The organism is Bacillus sp. JZ34 (assembly GCF_053903205.1).
In genome coordinates, this window is record NZ_CP096403.1 from 3132687 (window position 1) to 3155296 (window position 22610).

A 22610-nucleotide genomic window follows, 5' to 3' on the forward strand; every position below is an offset into this window, starting at 1 on the left:
AAAAACCGTATGAGCACTTGCACCCCATACGGCTATTTTTGCTTGAACTGCACAAAAAACAGCATCAAAAACGAGATGATCGCGATAGAGGCGACCCACATCCATGCCAGCGTCATATTTCCCGAATCGATCGCCAAGTATATCGCCGTCGGCACCGTCTGCGTCACCCCCGGGATGATACCTGCAAACATCAGCGTTGCGCCAAACTCGCCAAGCGCCCTCGCAAAGCTGAGTACAATCCCCGTCATGATTCCATTTGATGCGAGGGGAACGGTGACAAAGAGGAACACCCTCCACTCGCTTGCTCCATCAACCCTCGCGGCATCCTCGATATCGCGGTCGACAGCCGAAAATCCTGATTTTGCTGACTGATACATTAACGGGAACGCGACAACCGCAGCGGCGATCACGGCTGCCCACCAGGTAAAAATAACCGGTGCTTGAAATACGTTTTCTATCAAGCGTCCGATCACGCTCTGCCTTCCGAAGATCACGATTAAAAAGAATCCGACAACGGTCGGCGGCAGAACGAGCGGCAGCATCATCACCGTCTCGATAACAGACTTGCCTTTAAAGTTTCTGTTCGCCAGGAGCCTCGCCGCAGCAGTTCCAAGCAAAACTGCGATGATGCCCGCTGCGACTGATACTTGAATTGAAATTTCAATCGGGGAAAAGAATTCCTCAAGCATAACGGCGGTCAGCCCTTCTTAAATCCGTACTTTTCCATTGCCTTAACGGCTTGGTCGCTTTGCAGGAATTGATAAAATTCCTCAGACTGTTCCCTGTGCTTTGTATTTTTTACAATTCCGAGCGGGTAGACAATCGGTGTATGCAGATCGCTTTTCGCCGTCTCGACAGTCTCGACCTGATCTGATAAAAGGGCGTCCGTCCGGTAAACGATTCCGGCATCCGCGTTGCCTGTTTCGATATAAGAAAGGACCTGCCTTACATCTTTGCAGTAGACGATTTTAGATTGCACTTTAGACCATACGTCAAGGTTCGTCAACGTTTCTTTTGCGTATTTTCCGGCTGGCACTGATTCGGGTTTGCCGACCGCAAGTTTTTCGATTTTGCCCTCCGCCAAATCTTTGAAGCTGTTGACATGCTGATTTTTCCCTTTCGGAACGATCAGCACCAGACTGTTTTCGACCAGCTTGACAGAGTCTTTTTTGTCAATTAACCCCTGATTAACTACTCTATTAAATTTGTCCTCGGCGGCAGAAAAAAACAAGTCAGCCGGAGCGCCCTGTTCGATCTGCTGCTGCAATGCACCCGATGAACCAAAATTAAACTTTATGGAGACATTCGGATGATCTTTCTCATATACAGAGGAAAGTTCCGCTAATACATCTTTGAGACTCGCAGCCGCGGAAACCGTAATTTGAACTTTTTCAGACTTCCCCTTGGCTGATCCCCCTTTTTCCGCCTGGCAGCCGGCGAACAAAACAACCGACATCAATAAAGCCACGGCCGTCAATATTACCTTTTTCAATAGTCTCACTCCATTTTGATATGTATGTCATTAATTCGGCACTAACAACCATTTTACGTCAAACTTCATTTTTTTAAAATAGATTGTGCTCACCGCACATCATTTTGACACATGTTCGAGGCTCAACCTTCCATAGGCACATGCATGCAAGCACATACATATAATGACAGGACGTCAAATATAAAGTGTTGAGGTGAAAAAGATGTGGTATGTTCAGCCGTATCTTCCCGCCTATCCCGCCAGGCAAAACGACAAGCTGATCAAGGATCTTGAAAAAGCGGTAAACGGAGAGCACAGCGCGGTCGTCTGCTATCAAAAAATCGCCCAAAAGGCGCCGGATTCCGAAACAAAAAAGCGGATTTTAGAAATCAGACAAGATGAAATTCGCCACTTTAATGCGTTCCTAACATTTTATACGTCTCTTACCGGCCGAAAGCCTGACATTTCCATAACTGAGCCTTGTCCGGAACAGTATCGAAACGCGCTGGAGTTCGCATTTAAAGACGAACAGGAAACGGTTGATTTTTATTTGGACATCGCAGACTATGTGAAAGACCGGGCGATACGGGAGGCGTTCAAGCGGGCGGCAGCTGACGAACAAAACCATGCAGTCTGGTTTTTATACTTCTTAACAAAGAGATGATCCGCCTTGATCAATATACCCTTATAGGGTATATTTTTAAAATAGCGGACTTTTATTTTGACTAAAGAGGTGCTAAAACATTGAACGTGCTGCTTGTCGATGATGAAATCCGGATGCTCGATCTGCTGGAGCTTTATTTAGAACATTATTCGTGCACAAAAGCCGCCACCGGAAAAGAAGCCCTGGATTTAATAAAAATGAACAATTTTGATCTTGTTATTCTCGATATTATGATGCCTGAGATGGACGGATGGATGGTGTGCCAAGAGATCCACAGATTGACAAACGTTCCGATTATCATGCTCACCGCCAAAAACGGGCAGGATGACATTGTGCGCGGATTGAATTGCGGCGCAGACGATTATTTAACAAAACCGTTCAGCGAAAAAGTGCTGCTTGCCAGAATAGAAGCTGTCCTGCGCAGGACCCGTCGGTTTCATGAAATCCGGTTCCGCGGTTTAATCTGGAATAAACAGCATCATACCCTGCATGTCAATCAACGGGAAATCGGCATTACGCCAAGTGAATTCGATCTGCTCGGGACGCTCTTAAACCACACGGATCAAGCGCTTTCGAGAGACCAATTGATTGAGAACATCTGGGGGTTCAACTCTGATATCGAGCCCCGCACCATCGATTCACACATGAGAAATTTGCGAAACCGATTGAAAAAAGCTGGCTTTCCGGTTGAAGATCATCTCCGGACCGTCTACGGCGTCGGCTACAAATGGACAAGCAAAGGAACCGGAGCATGAAAAAGATTTCATTTAAGCTCGCAGGTTCATTTTTCATTTTAATCCTTTTCATCGAAACCATCCTTTTTGCGGCGCTGTATACAACGATTATCAACACAAGAATAAACGAAGAAATCCGCGCGCTCCAACTAAGGGGCAACAGCCACAGAGACGTCCTCGAAAAACATTTTGACAAAAGGACGATAGACCACGTCACCCTGATGGAAACCGAAGCCCGGACAAACGTAATCATAACGGACCAAAATAGACGCGTATTGGCGCAGTCTGCCCGGGGAGACATGACGGAACACCTTCATTTCGAAGAAAAACACATCCCGAGGAAAGGGACCGCTTTATCGTCCCATTGGAATACATCAAAGTATATTTGTACGATCAGTCCGATCATGAACGGACGGGAAACGGCCGGCTACGTCTTCATGTATTTGGAGACCTCCTCGATAAAAGCCTTGGTGGCAAGCATTACGAAGCGGTTTTTCCTCAGCTTTGGCTTAACCGGCGTCTTAACTGCCGCAGCTATTCTTTGGTTCAGCCGTGTATTAGCGAAGCCGATTATTAAACTGAAGGAAGCAACCGAAAGTATCAAAAACGGTCAAGCTTCGATTCCGCTTGATATCAAACGGAACGATGAACTCGGCGAGCTCGCCGCATCAATCGAAAGCCTTTCTTCAAATCTCAGCAGGCTTCAAAAAGAACGAAACGATTTTCTGTCAAGCGTCGCTCATGAGCTGCGGACTCCGATCACATATATAAAAGGCTACACAGATGTCGCGATGAGAGATAAACTCGATCCACAAGCCAGAAATCAGTACTTGTCGATCATCAAAGAGGAAGCGGACAATTTAAACACCCTTGTTGACGATTTATTTTTGCTGACAAAACTGAAACAGCCTGGATTTCAAATCAGTAAGAAACAGGTTCACCTGCACACATTCATAAAAAAAGAAGTTCAGAAAGCGGCGGTCGCTTTTTCGGAAAAACGAATCAGCCTTTCGTTCGACATCCCGGCGGATCTTTATGTCTCAGTCGATGAAGTCCGTTTTTCACAAGTGATCTCAAATTTGCTGAACAACGCCCGCCAATACTCCGATCCTGATTCAACAGCGTCCGTCACCGCAACAAAAGCAGAGGATCAGGTCAAGATTACGATAGCGGACGAAGGCTGCGGCATTCCGGAAGAAGAACTGGATTATATTTTTGAGCGCTTTTACCGGGTCGATAAGTCGAGATCGAGACAAACCGGCGGTACCGGGCTGGGCCTGGCCATCGCGAAAGAAATCGTCGAGCTTCACGGCGGTCAGATTGCAGTAAAAAACAGAACCCCGAAAGGAAGCGAATTTATCATCACGCTGCCTTCTAATATGTAACAAATGTCGAGATGTCTGCACCAGTTTTGCACATTTCCCGGGTATACTACTCAGTAATCTGGACCAAAAAGGAGGAAAACACCATGAAATTGAAATCCGGTTTACTTTTTGTCATGCTTGTTTTCGCGCTTCCGCTCGCAGCATGCCAAAATTCCGGCTCGGGAAAGACGGACGGACATAAGGAGCATCATACGAAGAATCATTCGGAGATGAAAGAAAAAGACGCCGTTTCTCTTCCGAATGATTTCAATAAGCGAGCGGAAGAAGGGCTTCTGGTGAAAAACACAAAGAACACGACAAGACTTGACGCGAATACACCGGAAGAAATGAGCATCAAAACCTCTCAAACGATATGGCCGGCCACTCATAAACAAAACAGGCCGGGCGCAGTGATTTTAGTTTCGGGCGGATCATGGCAGGCAGCTCTTGCATCAGCTGATCTGATCCATCACCCGAATAACGGACCTGTTTTAATCGCGGAAAAAGGGAAAATCTCCGGGCAGATTCAGAATGAAATCAAGCGCTTGAACCCGACGGGCACTTCAGACGGAACGCAAATCATGGCTGTCGGAGAATTCGATTCACTTCAAGCTTTGAACTCTTTTAAAATAAAAGAGCTGAAAGGGAAGAACGAGGCTGATCTGGCAAAAGAGATTGACAAAGAATACGCGGATGCAGCCGATGAGTATCCGAAAAGCGTTATCATCGGATCATCCGAGGAAGATGCGGAACTTTATTCGCTCCCCGCTGTAAACTGGATCGCCCACATGCCTGAGCCGATCCTGTACGTGAACAAAAAAGGCATTCCCGAAGAGACGGCCGCAGCATTAAAGAAAAGGGACGGCAAAGCAAACATCTATATTCTCGGCCCTAAAAAAGCCGTTTCAGAAAAAACGGAGGATGCATTAAAGGAATATGGAACAGTCAAAAGAATTTCCGGAGATACTCCTGTCGCAAATTCGATTGCGTTTGCGAAATTCAGCGATAAAAACACCGGTTTTGGGTGGGGAATCACAGATCCGGGACACGGACTGTCCTTCGCATCAACGGCCGCGCCCGAGCTGGCGCTTGCCGGAGCGCCATTTTCCCATTTGGGAAAGCACGCTCCTCTGCTTTTACTCAAAAATGGACAGGCAGACAGTACGATGTACAGCTATTTATCCGAGATCGAGCCTTCTTTTCGGGACAGACCGCAGGACGGCCCTTATAACCATGCATTCATTCTCGGATCAGAAAATGAGATTTCATTTCGAACGCAAGGCGTTCTTGATGACATATTGGAAATTAAGTCAGCGGATGGAGGACATTCCGGTCATTAAGAAACACAATGGAGGGGCTCTTACAGAAGAGCCTCTTTTTTGTACCAGATGCCGTAAAAATCAATCCATCCTTCTTCGTTAAGCACAATGCCTTGAATGGCTTCCCCCGCTTTAACGCGAATATTGTTTTGATATAGCGGAATCGTGTAAACCTCTTCTGCCAAGGCGCGGTCCGCCTCACACAGAAGGCTGATCCGCTTGGAATGTTCATCAATGAAACGAAGCTGATCCCTCATCAAGGCGGACTTCCTCTGCCATTCCCCCGGCATATGGACGTGTAAAAAGCTGTTTTCCGTTAAAAGGAGGTGCAGCCAGCTCATTTCTTCCGAACGTCCGAATGTCGCACTGTCGTGAATCAAATCGGCTTTTGCGATCACTTCTTCCTTCATGAGCTCATCCGCTTTCATATAACAAACCTCTAGTGCGATGCCGTACCGCCTGCACCTCTTTTGGATCCATGACGCATCCTCCCGGTGATCCGGTTCGGAAAACGTATAAAGCCGAAGCGGATCGCCTTTGTAATGGCCTTCCATAAGCAGCTTGCCGATGTCGTCGTCCCCGGATTCAGGCGGAAGATCCCGGTTTAGAAAGCCTCCCGCCGGAGCCGTCCGTTGTCCGGCTAATTCACTGACCATATGTGAAGGGGAAATGATTTGCCGCAAAGCCTTCCTGAACGCCTTATGCTTGAGAGGCCCCGATTTGTTTGCATTCACCGAGATGTACTGAACATTCCTTTCCTCGTGCCATTCATCGAAAACCCGACTTTGTTCTTCTTTTTCCATATAAAAACCGTAGTCGACAAGAGAAAAATTGCCATCCATATACCATAGTTCGATCCGGTCTAAAAAAGCCCGCCCTTGAAAATATCGCTCATGCGCTTCAAGCGCGAGAATCCGGTCATCCCGGCGGACAAGTCTGAAAGGACCCGTCCCGATCAACAGTCCGTCATTCTGATGGCGGTTTAAAATAGACAGCCTTTCATCGCAAAGATGATGCAAAAACAGCGAATTTTTTGCCTTTAAACAAATATCAAAACTATATTCATCCCTGACCGCAACATTTCCGATATCCTCTGCGAGCCATTTGCATTTATTTTCATCATCCAGCATAAAACGCTCAAACGAGTATTTAACATCCTCAGCTGTCAATGTTGTGCCATCATGGAAATAGATCCCTTTCCTCAAATAGAACGTCCACGTTTTTTGGTCGGCGTCACATTCCCAGTGGTGGGCAAGATGCGGCATAAAACCTCCTTCCTTTTCATTAAAACGGATCAATGTATCACATACCTGCTTAACGACATGGCTCTCTGAACGCAGATAAATACGGCACGGATCAAGACGCTTAAAATGCTCTGGCTCCATCGCGGTCATGAGCCTCAGCACATCTTTTTGCTTGCTGCCCTCCGATTCGGTCTGAAAGCCGAAAACGCGCTCAAGCCACTCTTTATATGACGGCAAAGCGTCCGGGCACGAATGCTGATATGCTTCGAGAAGGTGTCTCGCCCGGTCGATTTTACCTTCTTTCGTATCATTTTTCGCCGTTTCAAGCAGCAGTTCACAAGGTTCTTTTAAAAAGCGGATTTCTGATTTGTTTCCTCTCCCCCTTCCCCTTTTCCAAGCAATCCACTGCAAACCTTCAAGTTTCGCTAAAATCAGTTTTGCGTTCCTCGGTGTACAATACAGAATATCCGCGATTTCACTGACTGAAATCTCTTCTGCCTCCCCTTCGCTTTCGCATTTAATTCCCGCGGTAAGTTCCATGTAATGTTCGATCGATTTCATCTCCGTTATCCCCCGCTTTATAAAAGGGGAAATTTCTCCCCTGGTTTTCTGTCCTTTTTACTGATGATTTTCCATTTTACACTAATTGCACTGCTATGTTGAAGGAGGATATGAAATGAACCGTTTAAAACAAAGGTACGGTTCTCCCGTGCTGATTTGCTTCTTCGGAGAGTTCCTGACCGGAATAACGGGAGCCATGCTGGCCCCTTTCCTCCTTTTTTATCTGTATGATGTGCTTGGAACTGGCATATTGCCGGTGATGCTCGTCATCGGAGCAAGACCGCTGACCGAGGTCGCGGTGACGCTTGCCGCAGGTGGACTGACGGATCGGATCGGAAGACGGAAGGTGATCCTGGCGGCGCTCGCCTTTCAGACCGTCTCTGCCGCCGGTTTTATGATGGCAGATCACATTTGGCTGTTCGCTCTTTTTTATGTGCTGAACGGCATTGGGGGAGCTTTGTACATCCCTGCGCAGCGGGCCCAAATAACGGACAGCACCGAAAGCGGGCGTCGCTCTGAAGCGTTCGCTGTCCTTCATGCCATTGAAGGGTTGGGCGCAGCGGTCGGTCCGGCCGCCGGACTTGCAGTCTATTCCTATCAGCCAAGCCTGATGTTCGGCTTTCAGGCATGTGCGTTTTTTCTCTATTGGCTTGCTGTTTATTTTAAAATGCCCGAGGTATGGCGGTCAAAAAGGCAAAAGGAGATTTTGGAGAGGGAAAAACTTCTTTCCGCAAAAAAGGTATTTTTTCAGCACCGTCCGGTTCTGTCCTTGATGTTCTTGTCGGTCCCCGTCAGCCTGTTCTATGCTCAACTGGAGTCAAACTACCGCCTTTATCTCGAAACTCTTTTTGAAGATTTCCTATTCATCTTGACTGTTTATACAGTGTGCCGCGCCCTTCTTAGCATTACGATGCAAATTCCGCTTGTCAAATGGACGGAAGGACTGAACATCCAAACGGTCGTTTCCATATCATATGTATGCTACGCTGTGGCAGCGATTGGTTTCGCTTTTTCATCATCGATCTTTTGGCTGCTCTCGACTGCCGTTTTATTTACGGCGGCAGAAAGCATGCTGCTGAATCACATGCAAACCTTTGTCTCGCGCCTTGCTCCCGATCATATGCGGGGCAGATATTTTGCATTTTTCGGCCTGCATTGGGATATTTCCCGGACAATCGGTCCTTTTTTAGGCGGGATGATGTTCATCAAGTTCGGCGGGGCAGCGCTATTTCTTGCTATTGCAGGAATCGTGGCTGCCGGCGGAATTGCACAATACCGAACAGTATTAACATTATCTTCCCGGCTAAGAAAAAACTAATTCTTTATAGTACCTGGTACTAGAACAAAGTGCTATAATAGAAACAGTTTTTATTCGGGAGGCAAGGAGGCATTATGATTACATTAAAAAAACAAACGATCGGCGGGCTTTTAAAATCAACCGCCGGCCGGTTTCCGAATCATGAAGCGGTTGTATATTCTGAGCTCGATTTAAGATATTCGTATCAGGAGCTTGTTGAAGAAACCTCTAAAATTGCAAAAGGGCTGCTCGCGCTCGGCATTCAAAAAGGAGAGCATGTCGCCATCTGGGCATCCAATATACCGGAATGGATTCTGCTCCAGTTTGCGACGGCAAGAATCGGCGCTGTGCTCGTCACCGTCAATACAAGCTATCAGGCGAGAGAACTTGAGTACTTATTGGAACATTCCGATTCCACCACCCTCTTTCTAATGGACGGCTACAAAGGGACATCCTATATCGATATGGTCGACGAGATCATGAAAAATCCGGAAAAGCTGCCGAAGCTGAAAAATCTCGTCTACCTTGGCAAGAATAAAGTCCCTGAACATATGACGGCTTTTGCCGACATCGCCAAACTGGGCGAAACGGTCTCTGATGCCGACCTTTTCGAAAGAGAGCAATCACTCACACACGATGATGTGATCAATATGCAGTATACGTCGGGAACAACAGGCTTTCCAAAAGGTGTGATGCTGACTCACTACAATATCGTCAATAATGCGGCGATCGTTGCCGACAGAATGGGGCTGACGAGCGAAGACAGGCTGTGCATTCCGGTTCCTCTGTTTCACTGCTTCGGCTGTGTGCTAAGCACGCTTGCCTGTGTCGCGTCAGGCGCGGCCATGCTGCCGATCATCGAATTCAAACCGGACATCGTCCTACAAACGGTCGAAAAAGAGCGATGTACAGGACTGCAGGGTGTGCCGACAATGTTTATCGCCGAGCTCACCCACCCCGATTTTGCAAACTATGACCTATCTTCATTGCGGACCGGGATCATGGCAGGCTCCCCGTGTCCTAAAGAAGTGATGAAAAAAGTGATGAAGCAAATGAATATGACGGATATCACAATCGCATACGGACAAACGGAGTCTTCACCCGTGATTACGCAGACAACGGTCACCGACACGATCGAACGCCGCGTTGAAACAGTCGGTAAAGTGCATCCGCATGTAGAAATGAAAATTGTGGATCCTGACACGGGGGAAACGCTCGGCCCGGACGAGCAAGGCGAACTGTGCACAAGAGGATACCTCGTCATGAAGGGATACTATAAAATGGACGAAGCCACCAAAAAGGTCATTGATGAAGACGGCTGGCTCCATACCGGCGATTTGGCCGAAATGGACCGGGACGGATACGTGAGGATTACCGGCCGCTTAAAAGATATGATCGTCCGCGGCGGTGAAAACATATACCCGCGTGAAATAGAGGAATTCCTTTATGAACATGAGGATATTGTCGATGTACAGGTTGTCGGCGTTCCTGATGAAAAATACGGGGAAACGGCGGCCTTTATTAAATGCAAACCGGGCAAAAAGCTGACGCTTGAAGATGTCAGAGATTTTTGCAAAGGACAGCTTTCATATTACAAAATTCCGGAGTACGTATTTCTGATCGACGAATACCCGCTGACCGCTTCCGGAAAAGTCCAAAAGTATGTGCTTCGCGACCGCGCAGAAGAGCTGCTTGCGAGCCCTGTGCAGTAAACAAAAAGCCGAAAATACCAATCGTATTTCGGCTTTTTGCTGTTTAAAATACTTTTTTACTGTCGCGCTCTTCCTTCAAAATTTCGACAGCTTCGCGGAAGCGCTGTGAATGAACGATTTCCCTTTCCCGTAAAAATGCCAGCCCGTCATTTAAATCCGGATCATCCGACATGTCAATCAGCCATTGATACGTAGCCCTCGCTTTTTCTTCAGCCGCTATATCTTCATATAAATCGGCAATCGGATCGCCTTTTGCCTGGATGTATGTAGCGGTGAACGGGACGCCGGCAGCGTTATGGTAAAACAGGGCTTTGTCATGGTCTGCGTAATGATCGCCGAGCCCGGCTTCCTTCATCTGTTCGGGTGTCGCGTCTTTTGTTAATTTATATACCATCGTCGCAATCATTTCAAGGTGAGCAAACTCTTCCGTACCGATGTCCGTCAGCAGTCCGACGACTTTGTCAGGAATGCTGTAGCGCTGGTTCAAATAGCGAAGCGCCGCAGCCAATTCGCCGTCCGCTCCGCCGTATTGCTCAATCAAAAATTTGGCAAGTCTCGGATTGCATTCTCTCACCCTAACAGGATACTGCAGTTTTTTCTCATAAAGCCACATGAACCTGACTCCCTTCCTCTATTAAACTTGCCACGGCCAGGGACTTTTTTTCCAGCTCCAATAGGATTCCGTCTGATCCGGGCTCCCTTGCGTCAAAGGGCCGTATTTTGATTCAAACTTCGCTTTCAGTTTTCTTGAATACCCGGCATACTGGTTGTATTGTCTGATGGCGTCGGTATCATCGGGATGTGTATCAAGGTAAAGCATCAGCTCAACGATGACAAAATCGACGGCCTGAATTTCATGGAGCCTTTGATAATAGTCTTGCGGTAAAGAGTTCGTCACCCCCCTTACCTCCCATCTTCATACGGATTTTCATAATGATCGTAAAATACGGGCCAAAGCGTCCCTTTTTGCAGCGCCTCCATCGGGGAAAACTGCGGAAGGCCGCGGGGCTGAAAACCTAGATATAGATTTGGAGGGGTTCTGTAATATCTTTTACCGATCGGAGGACACGGATCAAAAGCGCTGTGAAACGGACGATACGATTTGACTTTGGTGAATGATTCCTTGGAATGTTTCATATCGGTTCACCTCTATTTGTGATCGAATCTAATTTAATGTATTCATATGTTCCATCTGTTATGTTCAAAAATGAACGATCAGTTTTTCTTATTAATCTTTTAAATAAATTCGTATTTTACCAATCACTAAAATTATTATATAGTGATATATAGAATTACTTTACTTAGTGAACAAAATGATTGCAGTAATCAGGAAGAAGGTTTTTCATTTGAGGGAAAAAAGAGATTTCCTTCGGGATATATTATTGATATTAATCAGCAGTTTTGGGGGATTTCTTCTCTCTTTGACCGGCATGACGATCGGCTGGATGGTCGGCACAATGACAGCAGCCGCTTGTCTGTCGCTGTTTCGCCCGTCACCGTTAAAGGCTGCTGTCAGACAAAACGGCATCCATCATGGCTGGCTTCAGTTCGGCCAAATGCTATTGGGAATTGAGCTCGGCCAGAAAATCAATATGTCCGTGATTTCGATTTTTAAGGAAAATTGGCTGATTGTCGGCGTCATGCTCCTCCTTTCCGTCGTGTTCGCCATGCTGTCGGGCTTTGTCTTATGGAGGTTCAGCAAGACCGATATGCTGACGAGTTTTGTGGGAACGGCCCCCGGCGGGCTTTCCGCGATGCCGGGCATCGCTCAGGAAGTGGGAGCGAACACGGCAATCGTCAGTCTCGTGCAGATGATACGTGTGCTTCTGGTCGTCATGACCATTCCTTTTTTCGTTTTTTTCATAAATGCGAAGCAGCCTGACGCCCATACTGCCGGCAGCCAAGTGATCGCCGCGGGAACATCGGCTTTTGAAGCGCCTCATATCGCATGGACTGCGCTGATCGTGCTGGGCGGATTCGGGGTATGCAAAGCGATGAAAGCACTGCGGTTTCCGGCGCCATGGCTGCTCGGAAGCATGACCGGTGCGGCCGTTCTGCAAATCGCAGGCGCTTCAATGACCGGGCTCAGCGCAACAGCCTGGTGGCCCCACGGCTTTTCAGTGCTGTCGCAAATTTGTCTCGGCGCGACGATCGGTTCAAAAATCAGCAAAGAAATGTTTATCGGCGTCAGAAAAACGCTGATCGTCGCACTTGCCAGCTCCGTCGGACTGATCATTGCGATGATTTTAAGCGCCGCCGTCACCGCTAAAGCGGCAGGCATTTCCCTGACAACGGCCATATTGGCGTTTGCTCCGGGGGGAATCGCGGAAATGGCGACAACATCTGTCACGCTTCACGCCGACTCTACGTTCGTCGTCGCCGTTCAAGTGTTGCGGGTGGTGCTCGTGATCGCGATGCTTCCTCCATTCTTCCGATTGCTTCATCAAAAGTCGGAAAAATATTCACACCCCCGCATGAAAAAAGTCCGAGCTGAAGGCTGATCCCTTCGCTCGGGCTTTATTTTTTTATTCAAATTCCGGCAGCCAGTCACCGTGTGCTTCGATCAATTCATCGCACATGCTTACAATATCATCCATCGATAATTCCGCAGCCGTATGCGGATCAAGCAATGCGGCATGGTAAATGTGCTCTTTTCTTTTTGTTATTGCCGCTTCAATCGTTAACAGCTGTGTATTGATATTGGTCCGGTTTAAAGCCGCCAGCTGTTCAGGCAGCTCGCCCGCAGCGCACGGAGTGATCCGGTTCCGTTCAGCGACGCACGTCACTTCAACGACGGCTTTTTCCGGAAGGTTTGGAATCAATCCTTTATTCAAGACATTTCCCCCGAATGTAAACGGCTGTCCGGTTTCCATCGCTTCGATGATTCTTGAGCCGTATTCGTTTGACCGCTCGTGGGTTAAATGCCGGTTGCCGACGATTTCGCCGCGCATCTTTTCCCAGTTTTGAATCTGCTTCTCGCACCTTCTCAAATATTCGTCAATCGGAATATTCAGCTCTTCAATCAGTTCGGGATAATGGCTTTTGATGAAATAAGGGTGGTACTCCGCGTTATGTTCGGATGATTCGGTCACATAGTAGCCGAATTTATCCATCAGTTCAAATCTGACCATGTCATCATGTTTCGTTTTCTGCTTTTCTTTTGCCCGTTTTTTGATTTCTGGATACAAGTCTTTTCCGTCTTGCTTTACTTCAAGAAGCCAGGCCATATGATTGATACCGGCGATTCTTTCTTCGATTCGTTCATGCTTCATGCCGAGGGATTTGAAAAGGTCTTTTGTGCATACTTGTACGCTGTGGCAAAGACCGACCGTTCTCACGTCCGTGTAGCGAAGCAGCGCACCGGTTAAAGAAGCCATCGGGTTTGTGTAATTTAAGAGCCAGGCGTCGGGCGCCGCGCATTCGATGTCTTTTGCCATATCCAATAAAACGGGAATCGTCCGCAGCGCCCTGAATATCCCGCCGATTCCGACCGTATCGGCAATCGTCTGTTTGAGGCCGTACTTTTTCGGGATCTCAAAATCGATGACTGTGCCCGGTTTATAGCCGCCGACCTGAATGGCATTGATCACATATTTCGCCCCCGCCAAAGCTTCTTTTCTATCGTCATAAGCGCGGATCGATACCGTGTTGTTATAGCGGTTTTTTAAATGTTCAAGCATTTCTTTAGATTCTTTGAGACGCTGCGGATCGATATCATACAAAGCAAATTCAAATCCGTTGACCGCCGGAACCATCAGGCAGTCCCCCAGCACATTTTTCGCAAAAATCGTGCTTCCGGCTCCGATAAAAGCAATTTTAGTCATTCATATCTTCCTTTCCCCGTGAAATTTCCGCTAACCTTTTAGCGCTCCTGCTGATAATCCTTTTATAAAATACTTTTGCAGGAATAAAAATAGAATCGTCATCGGCAGCATCGCCATCAGTGAAGCTGCAGCCACCAAGTGCAGGTTGTTCGCATTTTGCCCAAAGAATCCGGCAATCGCCACAGTCAAAGTCTGCACACTTTTGTCTTGAAGGAAAAAGATCGAAAACTGATAGTCGTTCCAAATGAATACGCAGGCAATAATGCAAATCGTCGCAGTCACCGGCTTTAATAAAGGAAAGACAATTCTGAAGAAAATGCCCGCCGTGCTCGCCCCGTCGATTCTTGCCGCCTCTTCAAGCTCTTTCGGAATCGTCGAACGGATAAATCCGGCATACAAAAAAATTGTCAAGGGCATATAAGCCGCCGTATTATTCAATATCGCGATTTCGAGCGTATTCAGCATGCCGAACTCCACCACCATTTTGTATAAAGGAACCATTGATGTCAGCGGCGGAATGATCATAATGCCGATAAACAGAAAGTATACGGCTTGATTGAGCTTTGTTCTTCGTCTGGCGAGGGGATAGGCCGCCAGAGAGCCGATCATAATCAACAGAGCCGCCGAAGCAAGAGTGATCGCAGCGGTATTGAAAAACGAGCCGGCCAGACCTGCTTTATCCCATGCTTCTGCGAAATTACCGAGGCTGATTTCGTCAGGGAACTTCCATTTCGAGCTGAAATCCCCCTTTGCTTTCAGCGCTGTCGTCAGCAAAATATAAAATGGAATCAGGTGAAAAACGGTAATGCATGCCGCCAGTGCCGTCCACAGCGCCCGCTTCTTTTTCTCTTGGTGATTCATCTAGGCTTCGACCTCCTTGCGCTTAAAATAAATAAGAGCCGTAAAGCTGATCAGCAGTATCAACGCCGCCATGAAAACCCCCTGTGCGGCTGCATAACCGGCATCCTGCCTTTTAAAATACAAATCGTACATAAAAGTCGACATCGATTGCGAAGCATTTCCCGGACCGCCGCCTGTCAGCGCTAAAATGACATCAAACAGCTTCAGTCCGCCGATGATATTGATGACCATGTTGATTGTGACAGAAGGCATCAACAGCGGCAGCGTAATCTTCCAAAACTGCTGAAAACCGCTTGCCCCGTCAATTTGCGCCGCTTCATAAAAATCTTTCGGAATGCTTCCGAGACCTGCTAAATAAATGACCATCGCAATACCGACAAACTGGTACGAATTCACAAATACGATGATCCACGGATTGATTTCCGGGCTGCTCAAAGCGTTTACAGGAGCTGCTCCGAATAATTTCAGCACATCGTTCAAGGCGCCTCCTTCATAGGAGAAGAAGAAATACCAGATATACCCCATGATCAGCGGGCTGATGATGACGGGCAAATAGACAACCGTACGTGTCAGCGCTTTCATTCTGATGCTTTTAAACAGCAGGAGAGCATAGAGAAGACCGATGACATTTTGCAAAATCGTACTGCCCAGTCCATACAGCAGGGTGTTTCTGACGACAAGCCATGTGGCCGGGTCGGCCAGCATCCGTTTATATTGGGCAAAGCCGATCCAGTCATACGACTGTGAAAAACCGTTCCAGTTCGTAAACGTGATTTTAATGCCGCTGGCAAACGGATAAATCATAAAAATGGATACAAGCGCCAAGGCGGGAAGATACATCCACCAGAGTGATCCGCTTTTCTTCACAAATCCCCTTTTACTTTTCGTAATAGTCAGACTTTTTCCTTTAGCTAATTCGCTCATCATTTCACCCTTCTTTTTTCATCATGATGAAAACGATCCTTTCTATTGATCTTGCAGTCTGCTGTACTCCTGTTTCATTTTTTCCGATACCTGCTTCGGCGTTAACGTACCGGCCAAAAGTTCCTGTCCCGTCGTCCCCATGACGTCCCACATTCCGCTCGGGAGGTAGACACGGTCAAAGTACGGTTCGATTTCGATTTCTTTATATTGATCATAAAACTTAGAATAGTAGTTTTCGGCTTCTGTGTTGGTTAACGCTTGAGGAAATGAGGTGGCTTCGGCGATCTTTTTCGCATATTTGGGCTGTGCGGCGAATTGAATAAACCGCTTTGCTTCTTCGAGGTGTTCAGAGTCTTTCCAGACAGCAACGGTATGGCGCTCTCCTCCAATCCAGCTCGGTTTGTCGCCTTCATAAACGGCTGGCGTCGGCATCACGCCTAACTGGATATCAGGATTGACTTCTCTCGTATCAGGGCCGATCGATGTGACCGAGAGAGTAAAGCCGATTTTTCCTTGTGCCATTAATTCGACCAATTGCGACGGTTTTGCCGTTAGGATATCTTTATTGATCAATTGCTTTTCCTGCATTTCTTTAAAGGTTTCTGCGAGAAGTGTGTAGCCGGACCAGTTGAATGTGCCGTTTTCCAAAGCTTTTTTTTCATTGCGGCGATCATCTGTGATGAGAAGCGGGGTGGCAAACTGATCATAAAACTGAGCTAAAGCGCCTTTATCTGAACCTGCGAACCAAAAAGGAATGACATTCCCATTGCTTTTTTCTTTGATCGTTTCCAGCGCGTGCATCAGTTCATCCAACGTGTGTGGAGGCTTGAGACCGTATTTCTGCAACAAACCGGCATTATAGACGATCCCGTCTTTTGCCTGATTGAAAGGATAGGCATATACTTTGCCTTTTTCATCCTTCAAAATCGGATCGAGGTTTGGGTCGAGATGCTTCACCCATTCCATGTCTTTTAAATCTGCGGTGTATTCCCCGTAGCGGATCTTCGCCCAGCCGTGCGTATCGAACAAGTCAGGCATGTCATTTGCCGCCATTTTGACACGCAGCATATTTTCATAGTCCGGTCCGGGAAAGCTGATATCGATTTTGATGCCTTCATTTTCTTTTTCAAAATCATCTGCGATGCTTCTGAGCGTCTGTTTTTCACTGTCTTTTGTCATTGTCGAAAACATTGTGAGTGTGACGTCTCCGTTCTTTCCGGCATTCTTTCCCGAGCAGCCCGCTGCTAGTGCAGGCAAAATGATCAGGAGAATAAAAGAGAAAATAATTTTTTTCATCAATTTCACTCCAATTATGAAATTTTGACGGTGGGTAAAATGCACTTTCATTATTTACTGTCATTTAGTAAACCTATTTGCCTCACCTCCTTGAAAAGCGCCTGATCCTTACTATTAGCCCCGCTTGCTGAATCCGCAGCTTTCCCGAATCATCAGTTCTGAAGGTACGGTCACTTTCAGCGGGAGTTCCCGTCCTTTCATTCTGTCGAGCAGCAGTTTCACACCCGTCCGGCCCATCTCTTCTGTATGAACCTTTACGGTAGTCAATGGCGGATTAGCAAATTCGGACGCTTCAATGCCGTTGAAGCTGACGATGGCAACATCTTCGGGAACCTTGAGTCCCGATTCTCGAAGAGCCCGGAGCGCGCCGATGGCCATCGAATCGCTGGCGATAAAAAAAGCTTCGGGAACGTTTTTCTCAAGAATCGCTTTTTTCATCAGCTCATAGCCTTGCTGCATCGAATACTCGCCGACATAAATATGCTTCGCGTTTTCCGAACCGGCCGTCTCCAGAAACGCAGTCAGCCGTTTGTCTTCAATTTCAATGACGTTTGTCTCCTGATCGCTGATTCGAAAGTGCTCTTTTTCTCTTCCGCCGATATAACCGAGCCTTGTATAGCCGAGCGATTTCAAATGGTTCAGCGCCCTCCCCGTCGCCTTCTCAAAATCGACGACAACCGAGTCGCGCAATTCTTCATTGTCTGTATGGTTGATGTACACGACGTTGTTGAGCGCGCCCATGCACTGCTGCAAGCCGGCAAAATCGATCCTTCCGATGACGATTAAGCCGTCGACATCGCCTGCAAGCTGATTTGAGCGGATGCTGCTCAGCTGAATAAACTTCGTAATAAACGCTCCTCTATCAAAACACTCGCTTTCAATTCCTTGCCTGATGGAATAAAAGTATGGATCGTTCAGCTCTTCTTCCTGTGATTGGCAGACAACAATGCCGATTCGCGGGCTTTCCCCGCTTTCTGAGACATATACGTCGCGGCGTCTGCGCGTGTTTTTATAGCCGAGCCGGTCTGCAATATCCAAAATCCGCTTCCTTGTTTCAGGTGCCACCGCTAATGACTGGTCATGGTTCAAAACCCTTGAAACCGTTGTGCTTGATACTTTAGCCTGAAGCGCAATTTCTTTAATCGTCGCCATTTTCATCCCGCCCTGTCTTTAAGATCCATATTCACTAAACTTTACTAAAGGCATCATAACAAACAAAGTAAATGTTTTCAATATTTAAAAAATTAAGTTTTTAACCAAGCTCTTTTAGGACCTCTCTAGATCTTGCTGCTGTTCCTGAAGCTGCTTATCTTATCTTATCTTTGCTTTCGCCTTATCACCCATTACTTACCAAAATATAAGAGGTTGAACATTGATTAACTTTGATTCTAAAATCCTTGACGTAGTTCGGATTAAGAGCCTATTCAAATTAATGACACAGAACTTTTGGCAATTATAGATGAATTTTAAAAGAGCAGACAGCAGCCTGCTCTATTAGTTGTTTTTTTTCTGTATGTTTTTCATAGTTGCCTTATATAGCCGTCGTGAAACGATATATGCTACATTTATTAGCAAATACAAAATAAACAAAAATAAAGATACTAAGAATACACCATGATTCCGTATAACAATCTCCTGAGAATTCATTGAATAAATCAATACATATAGATAAAAAACACAAAACATCAACAAAGCTTCAATAATAAAATTGAGAAATCTCCTTTTTTTCAATAAAATCTGAGAAAAGACTACGTCTACAATCCCTACAACTACCACAGTGAGAACAAAAAACTTAAATAAAACGATCACAGAATCAAAAGTACCTTTTGTATTGATTGACACATCTGGTGCCAAAGCCACCAATTTAAAGACTCCGAAGAATATCAGAAAAGGGGAAGAAATAAGAAATACACACATAAGAAGAACAACCAAAATTGAAAAAATATGATCCTCAATAGAGTAGTTTTTTCCTTTATTTTTTTCACCCATTTATGACTATTCCTCTCTTTTTGTTGTAATTTAAATATACAATTTTGTTATAAAATTTGACCCAAGTTCAATCACCATAAGTAGTGGTGAAGATGTATTCAAGGCCATAGCCGCGTTTATCATGCCATAATTTTAAATATTTTAGAGCTTATGTGTTGTTCATATCCTCCAATCCTTTACCTTTATCCGAAGAAAAATCCGCCCCGTTGCTGGAGGAGCGGATATTCAATATTTGTTCCGAGTATTCGTTTTAACCAACCATCTTTTCAGCAATCTGCATGTCGCCGGATGGCGAATGAGTTTCTGCCGCAAACCATCCCGAACATACGACGGCAGCAATCGCAGCAACAATGAACAGTTTTTTCATCACATTCCCTCCACTTTTTTCATTTTTTCTTCCGCTTTAATCGCTTCCAAAAAGAAATGTGCGGCCTCTTTATAAAGAGACTTTGATCTGTAAACATTGGCCGTTAAGAGAGATAGTTCTCTGGCACTGTCGTATTGCTTTGCTTGAAAGAGGATTTCTATGTTGTCTTTGCAGTCTTTAACCGCCTGTTCACCACATCCAGCATAAGCCGCATATAAAAGATCGATTTTAGCGTCAAATATTTCATTCGCCGCAGATTGCGACCTTTCCTTCCCTTCTTTGTAAAAGGCTGCGGCGCGTTCATAGTCTCCGGTTTTAAACAGCTCTTTGATCATTAAAAACACGACATTGAAATAATAATCAGATGCAGCATATGCATGATCATTCAAAACGATGTCCAAAAATTGAATGCTCTTGTCCGATTTGTCCATCGCCGCATAAAGCAAGGCAAAATTATGAAGGAGCTGCATTTCTTTAAAATGGTCGCCGGCTTTTCTGACAGTATGGATTGCTTCTGTTAAATATTCTTCCGCCTCTGTATATTTCCCCATCTCAGTATAATTTCCGGCCATTGTAATATAAGTTGAGACAAGGTTCATGTCATGGTCGCCATGTCCTTTGAAAATTTCCATCGCCTGCCGGGTATGGTTTAAAGAGACGATATTCTGGCCCAAGTAATAGTAGAGCTTTCCGACTTTATCGTGAAATTGGGCAACTTCAATTTCATCATGTACATGAGCAAGCTTCTTCTCGGCAATTTTATAGAAGCTGATTGCCTGCTCATAATTTTTTTTATACACTTCATAAGCTCCTGAAAACAGGTAGTAGTAATAGGATGTCATATGTGATGCAGCACTGTCGCCGGCCGATACGTCGTGCTGCTCTATCTTTTTGCCTCTCGAATCGTAGAGCATAATTTTATGCCGCAGTTCCAGCAGGGAATAGTAGATCAAAACTTCCTGATCTTCCTCCATGTCTGCCAGCAGCGGTTTGATTTGTTCAAACAGCCTGATCGACTGTTCAGCATCGCTTCTTCTAATGGCGCGGTACCATGTATTGAGCATGTTGGCGACTTCTTCCGCGGCGATTTTGTTCATATGGAGCTCCTTTCTGCCGATATTCAATTTTTTTGTATTTTATTCATTTCTTATCATACTATATTTTTCCCCCTATATAAATTAATAGTAATAGTTCATTTTGCACAGTTTTTTTGAATCCCCCGCTATTTCTGCCCCTTCATTAGGTCAAATGACTCTTCAAGAAATGAGAAACCGGGACTGATAAGACAGCAAAAAGCACCCTTGCTGAAAGGGTGCTTTCATTGCTTTAATATAAATACGAACTTATCTAGGCATAAGCGAGGGTTCCGCTTGATGAATGATAATATTTCCACATCGCATATGAAGAACGCGGATCGAGAACATAAACCATCGGTGTATAACAGGATGTCTGACCCGGGAGCACTTTTCCGTTTCCTCCAGCTGAGCTGCCGCTCAGTTCTTTCCCGTCTTGTTTCTTTTCACATATGCATTTGCCTCCAAGCCTGAGCGCGCTGCTTTGTCCAGCGTCATTTTAGCCCATGCTGTTTTGCAGACGCAGCCCAATTTTTACACCGCGATCCCGAATTGTTTATTATTTGCATCTATCAGTCTGGCTGTCGCCTTTGTTATGCTGCTTGAATCACAATTACAGTGAAGAAGTCATAAGCTTTTACTGACTAATGATTTTTAGCTGCTTTATCAACAGAGGGCAAATTACTTTCATCTATTAAATATGTTGCAATCAATGCGATGACTAACAGAGCTGCTGCAAAATAAAATCCTATATTCATACTTCCTGTAGCGTCTGTAAGCCAGCCTGTAATATACGGAGCTAAAATGGAACCTAACATTCCAACAAAGTTGTAGAATCCAAATGCTGTACTTAATGATTGCTTTGGTGCATTATTAGCTACAACCGCAATTAAAACGGGATTAACGCTAATTTTCCCTACAATTCCATACACAATTAGTGTCATATACAGAATTGGTAAGCTATCAAAGTAAACAATTGCAGCTGTTGATAAAATACCAAACGGTAACATCATAAGCAAAACTGGTTTACGCCGGCCTAGCTTATCTGACAGCCAACTAAAAAATAATGAACCTGGAATCGCGGCCCATGGAACAAGTGATGCAACAAAGGCGATATTTCCTCCGGTTAAACCGCGTGCTGTTTCTAAATAGTATGGCAACCAAGTAATAATCATAAAGAATCCGTAAATAGAGCAGAAAATAATAATATAAGCCAAAATTAAGTTTCTATTAAATAAAGATGAAAACTTAAACGGTTCAGCGGTGCCTTTAACCTCTTTATCATTTTTGGGCTTGTCTTTAATTACAATTGCCATTGCAATACCAATAAGTACAACCGGCACTCCGATGATAAAAAATGGAATTCTCCATCCGAATCCCCATTCTCCTACAACATAACTGGAGATATAATAGCCAATTGAAGTACCGAAAGCCATCCCTGCATTAATTACAGCACTACCTAATGTTAAACGGTTCTTCGGGATCATTTCGGATGATATTCCATATTGCGGCCCATAATATACCCCCTGAGCCATACCAACCATAAGCCATGCAGAGATAAATAGAAAAAATGTAGGCATCATTCCTGTAACTGCTGCTAGCGATCCAAATAGAATAACACCTGGAACCAACACTCGTTTTTTTCCAATTTTATCTCCTAATATTCCTGCAGGAACGTTCATACCTGCATAACCGATGAAAAATATACTCATAATTAAGCCAAGTTGTGCCTTGCTTAATGAAAACGCTGATTCAATATCCCCCATAATCGGGTTTAATATTGTTCGCGTTGCATAAAGAGCTACCCAACCGAAGAAAAATACGATAACAACTTTAACCCAATAGGGAATCAGTGGTTGTTTTCCTTTACCTTCAACTGATCCCGTCTCTTTTGTCATCAAACTTCCTCC

At 45.6% G+C, this 22610-nt stretch carries 23 protein-coding genes; 7 read left to right on the plus strand and 16 right to left on the minus strand.

What is annotated here, in order from left to right:
* Window positions 1-32 precede the first annotated feature (32 nt).
* Both modB and modA read right to left on the minus strand, forming a co-directional pair.
* Window positions 33-689 (minus strand): molybdate ABC transporter permease subunit, encoded by a 657-nt coding sequence (gene modB / locus M1D90_RS15885; RefSeq protein ID WP_003180426.1) that lies wholly within the window; start codon window positions 687-689, stop codon window positions 33-35.
* 8 nt (window positions 690-697) lie between these two features.
* Window positions 698-1456, minus strand: a complete 759-nt coding sequence (gene modA, locus M1D90_RS15890; RefSeq protein ID WP_243456960.1) for a molybdate ABC transporter substrate-binding protein — start codon at window positions 1454-1456, stop codon at window positions 698-700.
* A 238-nt stretch (window positions 1457-1694) separates the two neighbouring features.
* On the opposite strand from modA, the gene M1D90_RS15895 reads away from it, so the two are divergent.
* The 4 genes from M1D90_RS15895 to M1D90_RS15910 all read left to right on the plus strand — a co-directional run bounded on the left by M1D90_RS15895 (window position 1695) and on the right by M1D90_RS15910 (window position 5573).
* Entirely contained in the window at window positions 1695-2135 is a 441-nt protein-coding gene (locus M1D90_RS15895; RefSeq protein ID WP_020450867.1) for a ferritin-like domain-containing protein, read from the plus strand.
* 113 nt (window positions 2136-2248) lie between these two features.
* Window positions 2249-2890, plus strand: coding sequence for a response regulator transcription factor (locus M1D90_RS15900; RefSeq protein WP_243456959.1), 642 nt, complete (start codon window positions 2249-2251; stop codon window positions 2888-2890).
* Entirely contained in the window at window positions 2887-4254 is a 1368-nt protein-coding gene (locus M1D90_RS15905) for a sensor histidine kinase (protein ID WP_043054267.1), read from the plus strand. The genes M1D90_RS15900 and M1D90_RS15905 overlap by 4 nt, the downstream gene beginning before the upstream one ends.
* Before the next feature lie 83 nt (window positions 4255-4337).
* Complete coding sequence (locus tag M1D90_RS15910; protein ID WP_043054266.1) at window positions 4338-5573, plus strand: cell wall-binding repeat-containing protein; 1236 nt, start codon at window positions 4338-4340, stop codon at window positions 5571-5573.
* 20 nt (window positions 5574-5593) lie between these two features.
* Here M1D90_RS15910 and M1D90_RS15915 read toward each other — a convergent pair whose 3' ends face one another.
* Window positions 5594-7357: an ABC transporter substrate-binding protein gene (locus M1D90_RS15915; RefSeq protein WP_025808275.1), complete on the minus strand. Its 1764-nt coding sequence runs from the start codon at window positions 7355-7357 to the stop codon at window positions 5594-5596.
* 115 nt (window positions 7358-7472) lie between these two features.
* On the opposite strand from M1D90_RS15915, the gene M1D90_RS15920 reads away from it, so the two are divergent.
* Both M1D90_RS15920 and M1D90_RS15925 read left to right on the plus strand, forming a co-directional pair.
* Window positions 7473-8675 carry an MDR family MFS transporter gene (locus M1D90_RS15920; protein WP_023856602.1) on the plus strand — a complete coding sequence of 401 codons (1203 nt, stop codon included), beginning with the start codon at window positions 7473-7475 and terminating at the stop codon, window positions 8673-8675.
* 74 nt (window positions 8676-8749) lie between these two features.
* Window positions 8750-10366, plus strand: coding sequence for an AMP-binding protein (locus M1D90_RS15925; RefSeq protein WP_456282871.1), 1617 nt, complete (start codon window positions 8750-8752; stop codon window positions 10364-10366).
* A 43-nt stretch (window positions 10367-10409) separates the two neighbouring features.
* Here the strand turns inward: M1D90_RS15925 and M1D90_RS15930 are convergent, their stop codons facing one another.
* Genes M1D90_RS15930 through M1D90_RS15940 form a run of 3 tightly spaced genes read right to left on the minus strand, consistent with a single transcriptional unit; the run spans window position 10410 to window position 11503 of the window.
* Window positions 10410-10979 (minus strand): manganese catalase family protein, encoded by a 570-nt coding sequence (locus M1D90_RS15930; protein WP_023856600.1) that lies wholly within the window; start codon window positions 10977-10979, stop codon window positions 10410-10412.
* A 21-nt stretch (window positions 10980-11000) separates the two neighbouring features.
* The gene (locus M1D90_RS15935) at window positions 11001-11264 is read right to left on the minus strand and encodes a spore coat protein CotJB (RefSeq protein WP_020450859.1); all 264 of its coding nucleotides are present in this window, start codon (window positions 11262-11264) and stop codon (window positions 11001-11003) included.
* A 5-nt stretch (window positions 11265-11269) separates the two neighbouring features.
* On the minus strand, window positions 11270-11503 hold the full coding sequence (locus M1D90_RS15940) for a spore coat associated protein CotJA (RefSeq protein ID WP_020450858.1): 234 nt from the start codon (window positions 11501-11503) through the stop codon (window positions 11270-11272).
* 209 nt (window positions 11504-11712) lie between these two features.
* Between M1D90_RS15940 and M1D90_RS15945 the strand changes: the two genes are divergently transcribed.
* Window positions 11713-12867: an AbrB family transcriptional regulator gene (locus M1D90_RS15945; protein WP_256164217.1), complete on the plus strand. Its 1155-nt coding sequence runs from the start codon at window positions 11713-11715 to the stop codon at window positions 12865-12867.
* A 24-nt stretch (window positions 12868-12891) separates the two neighbouring features.
* On the opposite strand, the gene melA is transcribed toward M1D90_RS15945, so the two are convergent.
* From melA to M1D90_RS15995, 10 genes are all read right to left on the minus strand, one after another.
* Window positions 12892-14190 carry an alpha-galactosidase MelA gene (gene melA, locus M1D90_RS15950; RefSeq protein ID WP_065643354.1) on the minus strand — a complete coding sequence of 433 codons (1299 nt, stop codon included), beginning with the start codon at window positions 14188-14190 and terminating at the stop codon, window positions 12892-12894.
* 30 nt (window positions 14191-14220) lie between these two features.
* A complete protein-coding gene (locus M1D90_RS15955; RefSeq protein ID WP_025811718.1) occupies window positions 14221-15051 on the minus strand; it encodes a carbohydrate ABC transporter permease in 831 nt (276 codons plus the stop codon).
* On the minus strand, window positions 15052-15975 hold the full coding sequence (locus tag M1D90_RS15960) for a carbohydrate ABC transporter permease (protein ID WP_025811719.1): 924 nt from the start codon (window positions 15973-15975) through the stop codon (window positions 15052-15054).
* A 42-nt stretch (window positions 15976-16017) separates the two neighbouring features.
* Window positions 16018-17271, minus strand: coding sequence for an ABC transporter substrate-binding protein (locus M1D90_RS15965; protein ID WP_020450853.1), 1254 nt, complete (start codon window positions 17269-17271; stop codon window positions 16018-16020).
* A gap of 114 nt (window positions 17272-17385) precedes the next feature.
* Window positions 17386-18423 (minus strand): LacI family DNA-binding transcriptional regulator, encoded by a 1038-nt coding sequence (locus M1D90_RS15970; RefSeq protein ID WP_035339032.1) that lies wholly within the window; start codon window positions 18421-18423, stop codon window positions 17386-17388.
* Window positions 18424-18765: 342 nt separating this feature from the next.
* Window positions 18766-19260 carry a hypothetical protein gene (locus tag M1D90_RS15975; RefSeq protein ID WP_026579936.1) on the minus strand — a complete coding sequence of 165 codons (495 nt, stop codon included), beginning with the start codon at window positions 19258-19260 and terminating at the stop codon, window positions 18766-18768.
* Between the two features lie 250 nt (window positions 19261-19510).
* Window positions 19511-19627, minus strand: a complete 117-nt coding sequence (locus M1D90_RS15980; RefSeq protein WP_020450851.1) for a hypothetical protein — start codon at window positions 19625-19627, stop codon at window positions 19511-19513.
* The gene (locus tag M1D90_RS15985) at window positions 19627-20724 is read right to left on the minus strand and encodes a Rap family tetratricopeptide repeat protein (RefSeq protein ID WP_025811723.1); all 1098 of its coding nucleotides are present in this window, start codon (window positions 20722-20724) and stop codon (window positions 19627-19629) included. Before M1D90_RS15985 ends, M1D90_RS15980 begins: the two co-directional genes overlap by 1 nt.
* Window positions 20725-20974: 250 nt before the next feature.
* Window positions 20975-21154, minus strand: coding sequence for a DUF2690 domain-containing protein (locus tag M1D90_RS15990; RefSeq protein ID WP_255265632.1), 180 nt, complete (start codon window positions 21152-21154; stop codon window positions 20975-20977).
* Between the two features lie 190 nt (window positions 21155-21344).
* Window positions 21345-22598 carry an MFS transporter gene (locus tag M1D90_RS15995; protein WP_075212921.1) on the minus strand — a complete coding sequence of 418 codons (1254 nt, stop codon included), beginning with the start codon at window positions 22596-22598 and terminating at the stop codon, window positions 21345-21347.
* Window positions 22599-22610: the final 12 nt, after the last annotated feature.

Excerpts from the sequence above, each read along its gene's own strand:
- M1D90_RS15940 (WP_020450858.1), bottom strand. The coding sequence starts at position 11,503 with ATGAAACATTCCAAGGAATCATTCACCAAAGTCAAATCGTATCGTCCG.
- M1D90_RS15905 (WP_043054267.1), top strand. The coding sequence starts at position 2,887 with ATGAAAAAGATTTCATTTAAGCTCGCAGGTTCATTTTTCATTTTAATC.
- M1D90_RS15920 (WP_023856602.1), top strand. The coding sequence starts at position 7,473 with ATGAACCGTTTAAAACAAAGGTACGGTTCTCCCGTGCTGATTTGCTTC.
- M1D90_RS15930 (WP_023856600.1), bottom strand. The coding sequence starts at position 10,979 with ATGTGGCTTTATGAGAAAAAACTGCAGTATCCTGTTAGGGTGAGAGAA.
- M1D90_RS15965 (WP_020450853.1), bottom strand. The coding sequence starts at position 17,271 with ATGAAAAAAATTATTTTCTCTTTTATTCTCCTGATCATTTTGCCTGCA.
- M1D90_RS15910 (WP_043054266.1), top strand. The coding sequence starts at position 4,338 with ATGAAATTGAAATCCGGTTTACTTTTTGTCATGCTTGTTTTCGCGCTT.
- melA (WP_065643354.1), bottom strand. The coding sequence starts at position 14,190 with ATGACTAAAATTGCTTTTATCGGAGCCGGAAGCACGATTTTTGCGAAA.
- M1D90_RS15915 (WP_025808275.1), bottom strand. The coding sequence starts at position 7,357 with ATGAAATCGATCGAACATTACATGGAACTTACCGCGGGAATTAAATGC.
- M1D90_RS15980 (WP_020450851.1), bottom strand. The coding sequence starts at position 19,627 with ATGAAAAAACTGTTCATTGTTGCTGCGATTGCTGCCGTCGTATGTTCG.
- M1D90_RS15975 (WP_026579936.1), bottom strand. The coding sequence starts at position 19,260 with ATGGGTGAAAAAAATAAAGGAAAAAACTACTCTATTGAGGATCATATT.
- modA (WP_243456960.1), bottom strand. The coding sequence starts at position 1,456 with ATGTCGGTTGTTTTGTTCGCCGGCTGCCAGGCGGAAAAAGGGGGATCA.
- M1D90_RS15900 (WP_243456959.1), top strand. The coding sequence starts at position 2,249 with ATGCTCGATCTGCTGGAGCTTTATTTAGAACATTATTCGTGCACAAAA.
- M1D90_RS15895 (WP_020450867.1), top strand. The coding sequence starts at position 1,695 with ATGTGGTATGTTCAGCCGTATCTTCCCGCCTATCCCGCCAGGCAAAAC.
- M1D90_RS15970 (WP_035339032.1), bottom strand. The coding sequence starts at position 18,423 with ATGGCGACGATTAAAGAAATTGCGCTTCAGGCTAAAGTATCAAGCACA.
- M1D90_RS15960 (WP_025811719.1), bottom strand. The coding sequence starts at position 15,975 with ATGAGCGAATTAGCTAAAGGAAAAAGTCTGACTATTACGAAAAGTAAA.
- M1D90_RS15995 (WP_075212921.1), bottom strand. The coding sequence starts at position 22,598 with ATGACAAAAGAGACGGGATCAGTTGAAGGTAAAGGAAAACAACCACTG.
- M1D90_RS15955 (WP_025811718.1), bottom strand. The coding sequence starts at position 15,051 with ATGAATCACCAAGAGAAAAAGAAGCGGGCGCTGTGGACGGCACTGGCG.
- M1D90_RS15925 (WP_456282871.1), top strand. The coding sequence starts at position 8,750 with ATGATTACATTAAAAAAACAAACGATCGGCGGGCTTTTAAAATCAACC.
- modB (WP_003180426.1), bottom strand. The coding sequence starts at position 689 with ATGCTTGAGGAATTCTTTTCCCCGATTGAAATTTCAATTCAAGTATCA.
- M1D90_RS15985 (WP_025811723.1), bottom strand. The coding sequence starts at position 20,724 with ATGAACAAAATCGCCGCGGAAGAAGTCGCCAACATGCTCAATACATGG.